Genomic DNA, 15,268 nt, shown 5'->3' with positions numbered 1-15,268 from the left:
TGGCTTAAGCCGAATAGTACATGTCAAATTCGACAGGCGCTGGCGTCGTTTCCAAACGGCTGACTTCTTCCCATTTCAGTTCGCAATAACCTTCAATCTGGTCCTTGGTGAACACATCGCCTTTAAGCAGGAATTCATGATCGGCTTCCAGTGCTTCGAGTGCTTCACGCAGCGAACCACAGACGGTTGGCACTTCGGCCAGTTCAGCTGGCGGCAGGTCATAGAGGTTCTTGTCCATCGCTTCGCCGGGGTGGATTTTATTCTCGATGCCGTCGAGGCCAGCCATCAACAAAGCGGAAGCCGACAGATATGGGTTGGCCAGCGCATCCGGGAAACGGAATTCAACGCGCTTGGCTTTGTCGCCTGCACCATAAGGAATACGGCATGAAGCGGAACGGTTACGGCTGGAATAAGCCAGTAGAACGGGCGCTTCAAAACCTGGAACCAGACGCTTGTAGCTGTTGGTTGTGGCGTTGGTAAACGCGTTACACGCTTTGGCATGTTTGATCACGCCGCCGATATAATAGAGGCAGGTTTCCGACAGGCCGGCATATTCATTGCCCGCGAACAGTGGCTTGCCATCTTTCCAGATCGACATGTGAGTGTGCATGCCGGAACCATTATCATCCTTGATCGGCTTGGGCATGAAGGTTGCGGTTTTGCCATAGGCATGGGCAACCTGCTGCACGACATATTTGTAGACTTGCGTGCGGTCAGCGGTTTCAACCAGCGTGCCGAATGTAATGCCCAGCTCATGCTGTGCCGCGGCCACTTCGTGGTGATGCTTGTCCATGGGCAGGCCCATTTCCATCATCGTGGCAACCATTTCGCCGCGAATGTCCATGGCACTGTCCACGGGAGCAACCGGGAAATATCCGCCTTTGGCGCGCGGGCGATGGCCCATATTGCCGATCTCATAATCGCGGCCGGTATTGGTTGGTAGTTCGACATCGTCAATTTTATAGCCACTGCGGTCATAACCATCCTCGAACTTGACATCGTCGAACATGAAAAATTCTGGCTCCGGACCAACATAGACGGTGTCGCCAATGCCGGTTGACTTCAGATAGGCTTCAGCGCGCACAGCGGTGGAGCGCGGGTCGCGGCCATAGAGCGAGCCATCACCGGGTTCGACAATGTTACAGACCAAAATCATCATGGGGGTCGCTGAGAACGGATCCATATAGACGGAATCCAAATCAGGACGCAGGATCATGTCGGATTCGTTAATCGCTTTCCAGCCTTCGATGGATGACCCATCAAACATAAAGCCTTCTTCCAGCACATCTTCATCGACCACATCGGCGCACATGGAAAGATGCTGCCATTTGCCGCGTGGATCAGTGAAGCGTACATCGACCCACTCAATCTCATGTTCCTTGATCATCTTCATGATGTCTGCGGTAGTATTGCCCATTTATTTCGTCCCTTGGTTTGTTGTTTGAATGGAAGTGATAATGATTAGATGGCGTCGTTATCGCGTTCGCCGGTGCGGATGCGCAAAGCCGACTCGACCGGAATGACAAAGATCTTGCCATCGCCGATACGGCCAGTTTGGGCGGCGGTGGAAATGGCTTCGACGACTCGTTCGGCTAGCCCGTCTTCCACGACGACCTCCAGCTTCACCTTCGGCAGGAAATCGACAACATATTCGGCACCGCGATATAATTCGGTATGACCTTTCTGACGGCCAAAGCCTTTTGCTTCTGTAACGGTGATGCCTGATACCCCCACCTCATGAAGCGCCTCTTTGACTTCGTCGAGTTTGAAAGGCTTGATGATCGCTTCAATCTTTTTCATTTTTTGTTCGTTCCTGTCCCGTTTACTCATGTTCTGGCGCGCGTATGCAGCACCAAACTCGGGCGCACTTGCCCGTCACAATTCAATTACCATGCCAGTTTGGAATCGTGAAAAGAATCGCCGATAAACTGCTAAAGCCAAAAGATGGCAGTTTCAATGCCGCCCAAAAAACAGGCATTTTTTTGCATTGTCGCCTAAATTTTAGGCAGGCTTTTATGGCATTATCTATCGCGCAATTGGCGCACTGACGTCGGCAACATTGGCCTTGGTCCAGTTAGAGCGATCAATCACGTAATGGCGCAGCGCCTCGACTTGATCAGGCTTTAACTGCGACGAAAAGCTGACCATGCCATGCTGCTTCAACGCGCCACCAGCGATTATGGAAGCCCAAGCTTCTTCACTGGCCAATGTGCCGGAGATTCGAAGATCTGGTGTAAAGCCATTGCCGACTGCGCTATCGCCGTGACAAACCAGACAGAAGCGACCGTAGAGCGCTTTGCCCTCCGCTACCTGTGCAGGCGTGCCCGTTGGCTCTGGCGGATTCCAGACGACTTCGGCTTTTTCAGGCAAAGCGGGCAGGGTTGTCTTGCCGCCCAGCTTCATCACAACCAGCCGCGGGATATTCGGGACCTTGCGCGATGCACCACCCGCGACACCAGCAACCAGGGGAAAGGCGCCGCCTTTACTGGTCAGGAACGCGATATATTGCTCGCCATCGACCATATAGGTGGAAGGCGCGGCAACAATGCCGGACTGCATATTCATGCTCAAAAGTTCTTCACCGCTATCCGCCGCAAAGGCTTTGAACAACCCAACGCTTGTGCCTTGAAATACCAGATTGCCAGCCGTCGTCATTGTCCCGCCATTCCAGGCCGCCGGGTAGTCGACAGACCAGGCAACCTTGCCTGCTTTAGGATCAAAAGCCACGAGCTTGCCGGTCGTTGCGGCGATAGCGGCCTTATAGACGTCCTTATCATCGGGCAGCTGACCAATTGCCCAGCCAATACCAACGTTAAAGCCAAGCCGTTCGCGTTTCTTGTCGAGGCTCGTGGTCGGCACTTCATAACCCTGCGGGATCTGCTGGGCTGGGATATAGACCAGTCCGGTGTCGGGATTATAACTCATCGGGTGCCAGTTATGCGCGCCAAGAGCGCCTGGGATTGAGATAAATGGCTTGCCCGTTTTGTAGAAACGCGCCTCCGGATTTTCGATCGGCCGTCCGGTTTCAAGATCATAGCCCTCGGCCCAATTGATGTTGTCGACAAACGGCTCAGCACTCATCAACCGGCCATCGGTGCGATCAATGACAAAGAAGAAGCCGTTTTTGGGCGCATGGAACAGCACCTTGCGTTTTTCCGTCAGGGCCGTGGCTTCACCGTCTTGGGTTTTCTTGGGCCAGTCAATCTCTGCAATGATGATATGCTGCGTAGCGGTATAATCCCAGGTCTCGGCAGGCGTTTCCTGATAGTGCCAGAGATATTTTCCGGTATCTGGGTTTACCGCGACGATGGACGACAGGAAGAGATTGTCCCCTTCGCCGCCCGAGCGCAGTCCATGGTTCCAGGGATTGCCATTGCCAACGCCAAAATAGAGCTGATCAAGCTCTTCGTCATAGACGATGCTGTCCCAGACCGTTCCGCCACCTCCGGATTCTTTCCACTCACCTTCGCCCCAGGTTTTGTTGGCGGCTTTTTCAAAAATCTCGTCGCTTGCGGCGCCGTCGGCTTTACCTTCGGGATTGGGAACTGTGTAAAAGCGCCATTTCTGGGAACCGTCGGAGACGTTATAGGCGGTGATATATCCGCGGACACCGAATTCAGCGCCACCATTACCAATGATGACCATATTTTTGACGACGCGTGGAGCGCCGGTGATCGTATAAGGCTTCGAATTATCTGTTGTCTGGGTTTCCCAAAGCCGTGCGCCGGTATTTGCGTCGAGCGCGATGAGCCGGCCATCTATCGTGCCGAAAAATATCTTGCCTCGGGAAATTGCAATGCCGCGATTAACAACGTCGCAGCAAGCGTCTACGGCCTTCTCACCGGGAACTTCGGGGTCATAGGACCAGAGTTCCTCGCCGGTTTTTGCATCATAGGCAAAAACTTTGGACCAGGCGGTAGAGATATACATTTTGCCATCAACAACCACGGGTGTTGCTTCCTGGCCCCGCGCATCGGGTAGATCCTTGAACCAGGCGATACCGAGTTCGCCGACATTGCTCTCATCAATCTGGTCGAGGGGGCTGTGCCGTTGTTCCTTAGCATTGAAGCCGATATTGCTCCATTCCGCGCCGTCAGCCGATACGCCACCTTGATCGGTCGTCTGGCTTTGGCAAGCGGCCAGCAAGCAGGTTGCAAAAAAGAGTCCCAAACGGCGCATCATATTTCTCCCGAGCTGGTCAAACCTTCATGGGTAAAACCTGATTTAACTGACTAGCTAAATTTCTGCGCTGCGGTCAAGGCTGATGCTTGCTTATGTGTAGGGCGGGCAATCCAGACCGGCAGGGCTTTTGGTGAAAATCTCGCAACCGGTTTCGGTAATCCCGATGCTATGTTCAAACTGGGCAGAAAGCGAACGGTCTCGGGTAACTGCTGTCCATCCATCTTCGAGCATCTTCACGGCATATTTGCCGATGTTGATCATTGGCTCAATGGTGAAAAACATCCCGGGCCGCAGTTCAGGGCCCGTACCGGGACGTCCAGCATGAACAACCTCTGGCGCATCATGGAACATTTGACCCAGACCATGGCCGCAAAAATCGCGCACTACGCTATAGCGATTACCCTCGGCATGGGTTTGGATGGCGTGCGCCACATCGCCCATGCGATTGCCCGGTTTGGCTTGTTCAATGCCCAGCATCAGACATTCATATGTCGTTTGGACCAGCCTGGAAGCTTTGACAGGTGTCTTGCCGATCAAAAACATGCGGCTCGTATCGCCATGCCAGCCATCAACAATCACCGTCACATCAATATTAACGATATCGCCTTCCTTGAGTTTCTTGTCACCGGGAATGCCGTGGCACACCACATGATTGATCGAAGTGCAGCAACTATGCGTGAAGCCGCGATATCCCAACGTCGCGGGCACGGCGCCTTCGCGAAAAGCATGCTGACGAACCATATCGTCCAATGCGCCAGTGGTTACGCCGGGCACGACATGCGGTACCAAGGCATCGAGAATTTCAGCAGCGAGCCGTCCGGCCTTGCGCATGCCCTCAAAGCCTTCCGGTCCATGCAGTTTAATCGCACCCGTCCGGCTTTGCGGGGTGGTGTCTTCTACGGTCAGATAATCAGTCATGCGCTATATATATGGATAATCGCCCGGTTTGACTACGGGAAACTTGGATCAAGCTATCCATTCCCGCCTGCGTTTTGCGGAACAAAGCTCCGGGGCGGACCAATTTTTCCCTCGCCAAAACTACCACCGCTCTCGACCGTTTCATTCATGTGACGGTAGATATGATCAATGGCGATTTCTATTTCGTAGAGCGCACCCATGATCAACAAGCCATTGCGAGGGCCATTCGTTGCTTTGACATATAGGCCGGTGAAGACGAGGTCAGCACCGGGTGCAGAATGGTCGACATAGCCGGTGTCGAACCGCTCGGCATCACGATAATCCAAAACCCCTTTTTTCCGATATTGCCAATCATCTTTGTTAACAGCGACCATCTGACCATATTCAATTGTCTGGGCCTCGCGGTTTGCGATGAGGCGCCGGATGGTTTTCTTCCGGCCAATCACTAACCAGAACAGCCATAAGCCAATCAGCGCAAACAACCCTGCTGCGGGAAAGCGCAGCGGTTCGCTCGCTGGCGCCAATTCCCAGCTGACTATAAACAATCCGAAAGCGACAAAGCACATTGAAAAAGCGATGCCAGCGATCAGCGACATCTTGCTTGGCGGTCGGTCGGTTTCTTCAATGATCAAATGCGGGCCATCCTGCACGATGGACAGGCTTGCGGCATTATCATGCAATACTGCCTGAAAACCGAAATGTCCGAATTGCATGGTCATGATTTCTCCTGTTGGAGAGGATGTATATGCGCCCCATTTCAATTTAGATGCAGGACCTTACCAAATTGCAAATGGCCGTTGATGATTTGCTGAACTGCTCTATATCCCAATGATATGAGCAAATCCCGCATCTACACCGCAGCGCTGATTGTCATTGGCGATGAAATTCTCTCCGGCCGTACGCAGGACAAGAATATCGCGCAGATCGCCAAATGGTTGAACGTCCAGGGCATCAGGCTGGGTGAGGTCCGCGTGGTTGCCGATGACATGGATGCGATTGCCGAAGCGGTGAATATTTTGCGCGCACGCAATGATTATCTTTTTACTACCGGTGGCATAGGTCCGACCCATGATGACATCACGGTCGATGCGATTTCCAAGGCGCTGGGCGTGGATGTGGTGATCCACCCGACGGCGCGCGCGATTTTGGAAAAATATTATGCCGACAAAGGCGGCATCAACGAAGGCCGGCTTCGCATGGCGCGTGTCCCTGATGGCGCAGAGCTGATCGAAAACCGCATGTCCGGTGCACCAGGAATCAAGATCGACAACCTGTATCTGATGGCGGGCGTGCCGCATATCACGGCGGGGATGCTCGATGCGCTCACGGGTACATTGGAAGGCGGCGCGCCGCTTCTGTCTGAAACGCTTGGCGCATGGGCGCCAGAGAGCGAAATTGCCGATGTCCTGATCGCGGCGGAAAAAGCCCATGCAGGGTGTCAGATTGGCAGCTATCCCTTTTTCCGCAATGGCACGGTCGGCGCGAATTTTGTGGTGCGGTCAACCGATGCGGATGAACTGGCAGCGTGTACGGCTGTATTGAAAACTGGCCTGGAAGCGGCAGGTTATGAAGTTACGGACGGCGGAATTTAGGATTATTCCCGTACAGCTCTTAGTGCCGCGCCGGCCGCAAAAGGCGTAATAGCTACAAGCAGCAAAGACACAGCGCTCAAAAACAGCAGCGCACTGCCGCTTGGATCGGCGAGGCTGCCCGCTCCGAAAATCAGCAACGGAATGGCTAGCGGCACCAACAGCAATCCACCCAATGCGCTGGCACCCTTCAGTCCAGCCGTCAGGGCCGCGATCATGACCGCTAATCCGGCAAGCGCCGGTGTTGCTATAGCGAGGCTGGCGAGTAGGGTGACCAATGGTGGGCCTTCCAAACCCATCAGGCCGCTGGCTAGAAACGCGGCGAATAGCAATGGCGGGCCAAAGGCTAGCCAGTGCGAGATCAGCCGTGCGAAAGCGATCAATTCATCCGTGATTCCTCGCACCAGCAGTTGATCATATAGACCGTTGTCGAGATCTGGTTGCACCAGCCGGTCAAGTGGCAGCAAGGTCGCCAGCAAAGCTGCGATCCACAATATGCCCCCGCCGGTCTGGAGCAGCAAGTCGCGGTCTGGTCCCACAGCAAAGGGGAACAGGGTTGCTGCAGATAGATAGAAGACTACTGGCAGCCAGGTTCCGCCACTGGCGTAACTCTGCCGCACATCACGCCAGATCATCGTTTTGAGCGCGCCTATCATAGCGGTGTCTCGATCTGATCGAGCGCCGTCAATTCGAGTGTAAGATCAAAGGAAATTGGCAGGGGGATATGGCTGGCTGCCAGAATGATACCGCCTTGCTTCAGATGGCTTTGCAGATTTTGTCCAAGCTGTTCCACCGATACGGTATCAAGGCCATTGGCTGGTTCATCCAACAACCAAAGATTCGCACCCGACAGAAAAGTGCGGGCAAGCCGGGCCCGCTGCCGCTGGCCAGTTGAGAAATAACGAATGGGCACTTCCGCCAAATGAACCATGCTTGCGGCAGCGATAGCGGCTGTGCAATCATCATCCGTCTTGTTGTCCAGCCTGGCCCAGAATCGCAGCGCGTCTTGCAGCGGCAGATTTTCATCCAGTGCCATCCGATCATCGCATAATGCCATGGACGATGGAACATGGATCGATCCGGAAAAGGGTTCCAGCAATCCGGCGATAAGTCGCAGCAGGCTGGATTTGCCGACACCATTGGGCCCCGTGACCAAGCCTGCCTGCCCTGGCTCTAGCGTAAAATTCAGATCGCGGAACAGCAATTTCTCACCGCGCACGCACGAAAGGGCTTCGGCGTGCAGATTATCGCCGCCGTCGGTCCGCATTTTGGTTGACGCCCCTCGGTTCATGGGGAAGACTTAAGCCACGAAATGGCGGTAAAGCCAAGCAAGGAGTATCGAAACATGGTTGCTCAACTGAATGATGCCGAGCGGCAGGCGGCTTTGGCGACCCTGCCAGGCTGGGAATATGATAGTAAAAGGGATGCGATTAGCCGGAAATTCAAATTTGCCGATTTTACCGAAGCTTATGCCTTCATGACCCGCGTCGCGATATATGCTGAGAAAGCGGATCACCATCCCGAATGGTTCAACGTTTATAACAATGTTGACATCACGCTAACCACCCATGACGCGGGTGAGAATGGCGGATTGTCTCAGCGTGACATTGATCTGGCCATGAAAATTGAGGAAATCCTCTAGTTCTTGGGCTCCGCTCCAGCAAGCACATCGCCAAGATTGGCCAGTTCAAGCGCTTGTTTGCGGATACGCCCCGGCATCCAGCGCGCGGCAAAGGCCAGTTGTTTGGCCATTTTGTTGACCGGTGTATGAACTTTTTTGCCATGGACGGCTTCCCACGCCGCCGGGCCGATAATGGAAACGGGACTGACAAGCACACCGCTTTCCTCGAGTCTTTCCTTGCCCGTTTGATTGGTGCCTTCCACGACGTCGGAGATGATATTGGTATCGACGAATCCAGGCATCAATGAACGAGACTTGATGCCGTATTTGTTAAATTCCAGATCATGTGATTCTGCGAGGCCGCGTACGGCAAATTTGGTCGCGCTATAGACGCTGAGATCTGCCACACCGTAAATTCCGGCGGCAGAGGCCGTATAGAGTACACAGCTATCCGGCGTATTTTTCAGCATTTCAAAACAGGCCCGTGTGCCGCTGATACAGCCGGTAAAATTAATCGCGATCATCAGGTCGATATCCTCGTCGGTCATCTCCTGGATCGGGCCACCTTCACCAATGCCGGCATTGTTGAACAGGACATTCATCGTGCCGCCGGTAATTGCTCCAAAATCGGTCACCGCGGCTTTCCAGTTGGTGCGATCGGTAACATCCAGCTTGTGAATCGAGCTTTGCCCCTCGGGAAGCATGGATGCGGTTTCAGCCATCCCGGCATCGTTGATATCGGCAATACCGATATACCAGCCTTTGTTCGCAAAATAGCGAGCGACCTCGCGGCCCAGCCCTGAAGCGCCGCCGGTGATGAATATTGATTTATGTCCGCTCTGATATGCCATTTCTTGTCCTCACCATTTATCTTTGTCTTATTGACATTAATGTTCATTCGAGCGGTTTTTCGGCATCAGGTCAAGAGCGATTGGACATATTGGGTAAAGCGCGCCAATAGTGACGTTAATGATTTCAACCTCTTCTGCCTCCGGCCCGGCAATCAGCCTGAAAAATGTCAGGCGCAGCTATGATGCGGTCACGGCCGTGGATGATGTATCATTGGAAATTGCGGCGGGCAGTTTTGTTGCGCTGGTCGGGCTCTCCGGATCGGGCAAATCCACGATGTTGAAAATGATCAATCGACTGGTCGAGCCAACGGCGGGCGAGGTGTTGATCGCGGATGAAGATGTGAGAGCCATTGATCCGCATGTCCTGCGCCGCCGGATTGGTTATGTGTTCCAGAATATCGGTCTGTTCCCGCATATGACCATATCGCGCAACATCGCGATCGGCCTGGAGTTGGCTGGCGAGAAGGAAGGGCGCAGTGAACGTGTGGCGGAGCTGCTCGAACTGGTTGAACTGCCGCAGGATATGGCGGTCCGGATGCCGCACCAATTGAGCGGCGGTCAACAGCAACGTGTGGGCGTTGCTCGCGCGCTGGCGACACGGCCCGGCCTGATGCTGATGGATGAACCCTTTGGCGCATTGGATCCCGTGACACGAGACAGTCTGGCGGGACAATATAAAGCGCTGCATGAAAAGCTGGGACTGACCACGATTATCGTCACCCATGATATGGCCGAGGCGCTCTATCTTGCTGACCGAATATTGGTCATGGAAGCGGGGCAGATCAAAGCAGATGCAACGCCTACAGAACTCCTGTCCGGCGGTGTTGGCGATGAAGCCGAAGCGCTCGTCGCCATTCCGCGGGCGCAGGCAGCGCATTTGATTGCGCTTGGCCAGACACATGCCGAGCAAGAAACATGACTGAAGCATGGCAACAGGCCTTTATGCGCGTTCCTGAATTGCTCGCGGCCCATGTACAGCTCAGTTTTTCGGCGTTGCTGCTCGCCATGATCTTGTGCCTGCCGCTCGCCATCTGGGCCACGCGTGCACCGAAAGTCGCAGCCATCATTTTGGGTTTTGCCAGCCTGATCCAGACCATTCCGGCACTGGCATTGCTCGCTCTTTTCTATCCGGTTTTACTGGGCCTGTCTGCGCTGTTCGGTGGGGGGATATCCGCGCTCGGGTTTCTTCCCGCCTTGCTGGCCCTCACACTCTATGCGTTATTGCCGATCTTGCGCAATGCGGTCACCGGATTGACGGGCGTTTCTCCGGCAGCAAAACAGGCGGCAGATGGACTGGGCATGACAGCTGCGCAAAAGCTTCGCCTTGTTGAAGCACCGCTTGCCGCGCCAACGATCATGGCAGGCATCCGCACCGCTGCGGTGTGGACGATCGGGGCTGCTACGCTGTCGACGACCGTAGGGCAAGCCAGCCTCGGCGATCTCATATTTGCAGGCCTGCAAACACAAAACTGGACATTGGTTTTAACCGGCTGCCTTGCTTCGGCAGGACTGGCGATCATCGTTGATTTTTTACTCGGGGTAATAGAGCGGGCCATCCGCGAGCGCCGCAAGGTCATGGCTTGGGGCGCCAGCGCGGTTATCGGCGTTGGCCTGGCTGTTGCCTTGCTGCCAATGCTAGGGTCGCGTGATGATGTCGTGGTGATAGGAGCAAAGGGTTTTTCTGAACAATTCATATTGGCGCGTCTGATCGGATCACGTTTGGAAGATGTCGGGTATAAGGTCCGCTACCAGGATGGTCTTGGTTCGGCCGTCGTGTTTCAGGCTGTGGCTTCGGATGATATTGACGTTTATGTCGATTATTCCGGCACCATCTGGACCAATCAGATGAAGCGCACCGATCCAATCCCCGGCGATCGGATGCTGACCGAAATTGAAAAATGGAGCAAGGCAACGCACGGTGTCACAATGTTCGGCGCGCTGGGCTTTGAAAACACCTATGCCTTTGCCGTGCGGCCGGACGATGCCGCAAATAAACGTCTGGTGACATTGGATGATCTCGCGCGCGTATCGTCTGACTTTGCCTTCGGCACGGATCTGGAATTTCTGGAAAGACCGGAATGGGCGATGGTGAAAGCAGCTTATCCGATTCAGTTTAAGGAAGCGCGATCCTTTAATCCGACCTTCATGTATCCCGCTTTATCGAGCGGAGACGTCGATGTGATTTCAGCCTTTTCTTCGGACGGCAGGATAGCGGCCAATGGCTTTGTAGTGCTGGATGATACGAAGGGCGCGGTGCCATCTTATGAAGCGATGATATTGGTAGCTCCGGGACGCAGCGGTGATGATAGGTTTATGAATGCGATCAAGCCGCTGGTTGGCGCGATCACTGTGGAAAATATGCGAGAGGCCAATTATAAGGTTGACCGCGAAACAGATAAAAAGTCGCCCACACAGGCGGCACAATGGTTGAATATGCAGATCAAAAACGGGAAAAAGCAATAAGTGACAAGACAGTTTTTTGTGATGTTCCGGCTGCGTCTTCTGGCCATTCTGATTCCTTTGTTCCTAGCTGCTATGCCAGCACAGGCGCAAGTGGCAGTGACCTTTTACTCCCATGATTTTGGCAAGAATTTCCCTCACGCTTTCTTTGTGCTGAAAGGTAAACTTGAAAATGGGGAGATCGTTGATACCAGCTTTGGATTTACGGCAGTGAACATTTCGCCGGGAATCTTATGGGGCTCGGTCAAAGGTAAGGTCGAGACACCCAAGCCCAAATATATAGCGAACAGCAATCCTCATTTTACGGTTACCGTTGGTGACAATGAATATCGTGAGTTGATGGCGCTCGTTACAAAGTGGCGCAACAAGCCACAAAAAAGCTACAGCCTCAACAAGAGAAATTGCGTGCATTTCGCCAGTGAAGCAATTGCGATATTGGGCTATCGATTCAATGCGAAAACCAAGTTCTGGAAAAAGCCGCGCTCTTTCATGGAAGAGGTGATGGCGCTCAACCCGATGTTGAAAAAATGATAGGGCAATGATCCCGCTTTACATCACCATCGTGTTATAGTGATGCCAGATAAAGATCGCCACCGACCCGCGATGCGGTGACCAGCGCAGCGCTATCTCTCTGAGATCCTGTTCCGTTGGCCGGGTATCATGCCCCAATATATCACCGACACCAGCTTGGATGGCCAGATCTCCCGCTGGCCAGATGTCCGGGCGACCCAAGGCAAAAAGCAGATATATTTCTGCCGACCAGCGCCCAATGCCTTTTACCTGTGTGAGCCGCGCTATCGCTTCTTCATCGTCTTCCGGCAGGTTATGGAGATCCAACTCACCCGACAATATCAGCTCCGCCAAGCTGCGCGCATAGCCTTGTTTCTGGCGGGACAGGCCGCAAGCACGCAAATCGTCAAAATCGGTCGCAATCAGCGCCTCTGCCGGGCAACCAGCGCCCAAACGCGCCTCCAGCTTGTTCCAGACCGAAGCCGCAGACGCGACGCTGACTTGTTGGCCGACGATTGTGCGAAGTAATGTCTGATAACCTTCCGGATTGATCCGAGGTTCTGGATAGCCCGCCGCCTTGATGGCATTGCCCAAGGTTGAGTCGACTTTGCTAATTGCATCGAGGCTCGTCTTTATCGTCTCTTTTGATAGGCCCATTGCGGCTCTGCCTTGCGTTACTGGCCGTTTCGGGCCTTGATTCTTTTTGATCGAGCGGACATAGCGTGCCGGATTTTGAATGAAAACAGCTTAAGGGGTTTGTATGCCAACCATCAACGTCACCGGTCGTACCGGAGAAGAAAAAGCCGTTACTGTCGACAGCGGCATCAACGTTATGGAAGCGATCCGCGACAATGGTTTTGACGAACTACTGGCACTATGCGGCGGCTGCTGCTCCTGTGCGACCTGCCATGTGCATGTAGATGCGGAATGGAAAGATAAGCTGCCAGCAATGAGCGAAGATGAAGATGACTTGCTGGAAAGCAGCGACCACCGGGATGAGTTTTCGCGGCTCAGCTGTCAGATCGAATTGAATGATGATCTGGATGGCTTGAAAGTGAAAATCGCCGAAGAAGATTGAACCGGACGAAAATCTAGACAAAAAGGGGAGCCATAAAGCTCCCCTTTTTTTGTTTTGTGCGGATGAGATGATCCTTAGAATCGGATTAGTGCGCGGGGCCCATCTTCGGTCTCAGCATTTTTGCCGATTTTCCAGCTCATCATCTTCCGATCACCCTTCTCGGCAAAGCCATCGATGCTGTTGTTATTGACGACCGTGCCATTGGTTTCGACCGTCAAAACCCCATCAATATCAGAAATCTTGGGCGCTTTGCCGCCGCTTTCTTTCATCATCATCATATTGAACAAGCTGCCTTGCCCAGCGATGCCAGGGGTCAGCAATTCCACAGCACCATCGCTGCGCCGGATAATCTGGAAGAATGGATATTGCATCTGTGCATCAGGCAGGACCGGGAAACTGAAATAGTTACCGATCGGGCCGGTTTCACTATATTCAACGTCAAAGATATTGCCGCCGGCATGTTCGACCTTTTTCCAGCCGCGATATTTGCTCAATTTCTTGGCAAAGGCGACCATGCTTTCATCATCACCCGGAATGGGGCCACCGAAAAAGGCACCTGCCATCGCTGATTCTTCATTATAGCGTTTTAGCTTGCGTGCTTGTTCCCGATCATATTGATCTTTGCGCTTGGTAATTTCTTCCTCGGTACAGTCACGATCAACGACGTCATAGCTAAGGTTGTCGGTATCAATCGATGGATCTGCATCCTTTCCATACCGGTCATAGTCATCCCCATAGACCGGGCGCTGGGCATCTACTCTGCCATCACTTTTATATACCAGATCGCGGCATTTCAGTTTCGCGGGATCAAAAGGTTCATTGCTCGGTTTTTTGAGCTTACCGTCGTCAGGCATGGTCATCTGAATCTGTCCAGTATAGCCGAATTCATAACGATCGCCGTCTAGGATTTTCAGATTCGTGTTGAACTTTCCAGGTAATAGAAAACAGCCGGATAGCAACAAGGGTGCCGACAAAGCCGCCATCAGCTTGAATATCTGTTTCATCTAATTCTCCTCGTTTCTCGTATATTCGGCATAGAGTGCAATCGCAGCCGCGTTGGATACATTTAAACTTTCCATCTGAGGTGCTATCGGCAGGCGTGCCAATGCATCACAATGAGCTGCGACATTCTGGCGCAGGCCTTCACCCTCTGCACCCATCACCAAGGCTAGTTTGCTGTCTCCCATGATGTTGCCGAGCGTTTGATCTGCTTCGCCATCCATTCCGATACGCCAATATCCTGCTGCAGCGATTTCATCCAAAGCGCGCGCCAGGTTTACAACGCGTATCCAGGGAACGATTTCCAAGGCACCCGATGCCGATTTGGCCAGCGTGCCGGATTCGGGTGGAGCGTGGCGATCCTGTGTAACAATCGCTGCGGCGTCGAACGCCGCGGCAGAGCGCAAGATGGCGCCGACGTTGTGGGGATCGGTGACTTGATCCAGAACGAGAATTGGTCGCCCCTTGTCCGCGGCTTTGTCGAGCATATCACCCAGCCAGATATCGGGTAGGGGGTCAACGTCAGCGACCATGCCTTGATGTGGTGCATCGCGCGGAATGACCCGGCCGAGATCTGCCACATCACTATAGACAACGGACAGGTCGGATGGCAGGTTCAACGTATCAAGCGCTTCGCGCGTGCCGGATATTTTCTTGACGAACCGATGGGGATTCGCAAGCGCCGCCTCCACTGCATGCCGGCCCCAAAATTTCAAACCGCCGCCGGTTTTTTTCACAGATCTATTTTTGCGTGCCATAGCGCTCCTTAGCGGCTCGGATGCAATGACACACCTCTTTTTTGGGCCTTTTTCACAGCAAATATGGAATTTTGAAAGCGCAGGCATTGACACCGGACGATGCTTTCGTCATTGAGCCGCTTCTTGTCTAAAAACGGTCAAGACAGGCAACCAAATGGACAGGTGGCCGAGTGGTTAAAGGCAGCAGACTGTAAATCTGCCCGCGTAAGCGTACATAGGTTCGAATCCTATCCTGTCCACCATTTTTGCCGAGCAGAGCCGATCCTGGGGATCGGCGGCGGCAAAAATCCCGCAGCGCAAGC

17 protein-coding genes and 1 tRNA gene are annotated in these 15,268 nt (G+C 53.5%); 7 read left to right on the top strand and 11 right to left on the bottom strand.

The window, feature by feature from the left end; genetic code table 11:
- Nucleotides 1-4: 4 nt before the first annotated feature.
- The 5 genes from glnA to BS29_RS15830 form a co-directional block, all read right to left on the bottom strand.
- On the bottom strand, nt 5-1,417 hold the full coding sequence (glnA, locus tag BS29_RS15850; RefSeq protein WP_229954600.1) for a type I glutamate--ammonia ligase: 1,413 nt from the start codon (nt 1,415-1,417) through the stop codon (nt 5-7).
- Nucleotides 1,418-1,461: 44 nt separating this feature from the next.
- On the bottom strand, nt 1,462-1,800 hold the full coding sequence (locus tag BS29_RS15845) for a P-II family nitrogen regulator (protein ID WP_229954599.1): 339 nt from the start codon (nt 1,798-1,800) through the stop codon (nt 1,462-1,464).
- 225 nt (nt 1,801-2,025) lie between these two features.
- Nucleotides 2,026-4,182, bottom strand: coding sequence for a PQQ-dependent dehydrogenase, methanol/ethanol family (locus tag BS29_RS15840; RefSeq protein ID WP_229954598.1), 2,157 nt, complete (start codon nt 4,180-4,182; stop codon nt 2,026-2,028).
- 90 nt (nt 4,183-4,272) lie between these two features.
- Entirely contained in the window at nt 4,273-5,100 is an 828-nt protein-coding gene (gene map / locus BS29_RS15835; RefSeq protein ID WP_229954597.1) for a type I methionyl aminopeptidase, read from the bottom strand.
- Between the two features lie 53 nt (nt 5,101-5,153).
- A complete protein-coding gene (locus BS29_RS15830) occupies nt 5,154-5,819 on the bottom strand; it encodes a hypothetical protein (RefSeq protein WP_229954596.1) in 666 nt (221 codons plus the stop codon).
- Nucleotides 5,820-5,933: 114 nt separating this feature from the next.
- On the opposite strand from BS29_RS15830, the gene BS29_RS15825 reads away from it, so the two are divergent.
- Nucleotides 5,934-6,692 carry a competence/damage-inducible protein A gene (locus BS29_RS15825; RefSeq protein ID WP_229954595.1) on the top strand — a complete coding sequence of 253 codons (759 nt, stop codon included), beginning with the start codon at nt 5,934-5,936 and terminating at the stop codon, nt 6,690-6,692.
- 2 nt (nt 6,693-6,694) lie between these two features.
- On the opposite strand, the gene BS29_RS15820 is transcribed toward BS29_RS15825, so the two are convergent.
- Together BS29_RS15820 and ccmA are read right to left on the bottom strand one after the other, a co-directional pair.
- Nucleotides 6,695-7,342 (bottom strand): heme exporter protein CcmB, encoded by a 648-nt coding sequence (locus tag BS29_RS15820; protein WP_407673790.1) that lies wholly within the window; start codon nt 7,340-7,342, stop codon nt 6,695-6,697.
- The gene (ccmA, locus tag BS29_RS15815) at nt 7,342-7,956 is read right to left on the bottom strand and encodes a heme ABC exporter ATP-binding protein CcmA (protein ID WP_229954593.1); all 615 of its coding nucleotides are present in this window, start codon (nt 7,954-7,956) and stop codon (nt 7,342-7,344) included. The genes BS29_RS15820 and ccmA overlap by 1 nt, the downstream gene beginning before the upstream one ends.
- Nucleotides 7,957-8,034: 78 nt before the next feature.
- Between ccmA and BS29_RS15810 the strand changes: the two genes are divergently transcribed.
- A complete protein-coding gene (locus BS29_RS15810) occupies nt 8,035-8,331 on the top strand; it encodes a 4a-hydroxytetrahydrobiopterin dehydratase (RefSeq protein WP_229954592.1) in 297 nt (98 codons plus the stop codon).
- Here BS29_RS15810 and BS29_RS15805 read toward each other — a convergent pair.
- On the bottom strand, nt 8,328-9,161 hold the full coding sequence (locus tag BS29_RS15805; RefSeq protein ID WP_229954591.1) for an SDR family oxidoreductase: 834 nt from the start codon (nt 9,159-9,161) through the stop codon (nt 8,328-8,330). The genes BS29_RS15810 and BS29_RS15805 overlap by 4 nt on opposite strands.
- A 118-nt stretch (nt 9,162-9,279) precedes the next feature.
- Between BS29_RS15805 and BS29_RS15800 the strand changes: the two genes are divergently transcribed.
- Genes BS29_RS15800 through BS29_RS15790 form a run of 3 tightly spaced genes read left to right on the top strand, consistent with a single transcriptional unit; the run spans nt 9,280 to nt 12,152 of the window.
- Nucleotides 9,280-10,080: an ATP-binding cassette domain-containing protein gene (locus tag BS29_RS15800; protein ID WP_229956885.1), complete on the top strand. Its 801-nt coding sequence runs from the start codon at nt 9,280-9,282 to the stop codon at nt 10,078-10,080.
- Nucleotides 10,077-11,624 carry an ABC transporter permease/substrate-binding protein gene (locus BS29_RS15795; protein WP_229954590.1) on the top strand — a complete coding sequence of 516 codons (1,548 nt, stop codon included), beginning with the start codon at nt 10,077-10,079 and terminating at the stop codon, nt 11,622-11,624. Before BS29_RS15800 ends, BS29_RS15795 begins: the two co-directional genes overlap by 4 nt.
- Nucleotides 11,625-12,152: a hypothetical protein gene (locus BS29_RS15790; RefSeq protein WP_229954589.1), complete on the top strand. Its 528-nt coding sequence runs from the start codon at nt 11,625-11,627 to the stop codon at nt 12,150-12,152.
- 18 nt (nt 12,153-12,170) lie between these two features.
- On the opposite strand, the gene BS29_RS15785 is transcribed toward BS29_RS15790, so the two are convergent.
- A complete protein-coding gene (locus BS29_RS15785) occupies nt 12,171-12,788 on the bottom strand; it encodes a DNA-3-methyladenine glycosylase family protein (protein ID WP_229954588.1) in 618 nt (205 codons plus the stop codon).
- Nucleotides 12,789-12,891: 103 nt separating this feature from the next.
- Between BS29_RS15785 and BS29_RS15780 the strand changes: the two genes are divergently transcribed.
- On the top strand, nt 12,892-13,209 hold the full coding sequence (locus BS29_RS15780) for a 2Fe-2S iron-sulfur cluster-binding protein (protein WP_229954587.1): 318 nt from the start codon (nt 12,892-12,894) through the stop codon (nt 13,207-13,209).
- Nucleotides 13,210-13,283: 74 nt separating this feature from the next.
- On the opposite strand, the gene BS29_RS15775 is transcribed toward BS29_RS15780, so the two are convergent.
- Both BS29_RS15775 and rlmB read right to left on the bottom strand, forming a co-directional pair.
- Nucleotides 13,284-14,213: a hypothetical protein gene (locus BS29_RS15775; RefSeq protein ID WP_229954586.1), complete on the bottom strand. Its 930-nt coding sequence runs from the start codon at nt 14,211-14,213 to the stop codon at nt 13,284-13,286.
- Entirely contained in the window at nt 14,214-14,966 is a 753-nt protein-coding gene (rlmB, locus tag BS29_RS15770; RefSeq protein ID WP_229954585.1) for a 23S rRNA (guanosine(2251)-2'-O)-methyltransferase RlmB, read from the bottom strand. It abuts the gene before it with no gap.
- Between the two features lie 156 nt (nt 14,967-15,122).
- On the opposite strand from rlmB, the gene BS29_RS15765 reads away from it, so the two are divergent.
- Nucleotides 15,123-15,208 (top strand) — tRNA-Tyr (locus BS29_RS15765).
- Nucleotides 15,209-15,268: the final 60 nt, after the last annotated feature.

Source organism: Parasphingorhabdus litoris DSM 22379, assembly GCF_020906275.1.
Taxonomy (GTDB): domain Bacteria; phylum Pseudomonadota; class Alphaproteobacteria; order Sphingomonadales; family Sphingomonadaceae; genus Parasphingorhabdus; species Parasphingorhabdus litoris.
The sequence above is the reverse complement of the archived record's forward strand: the minus strand, read 5'-3'. Positions and strand labels throughout refer to the sequence as shown.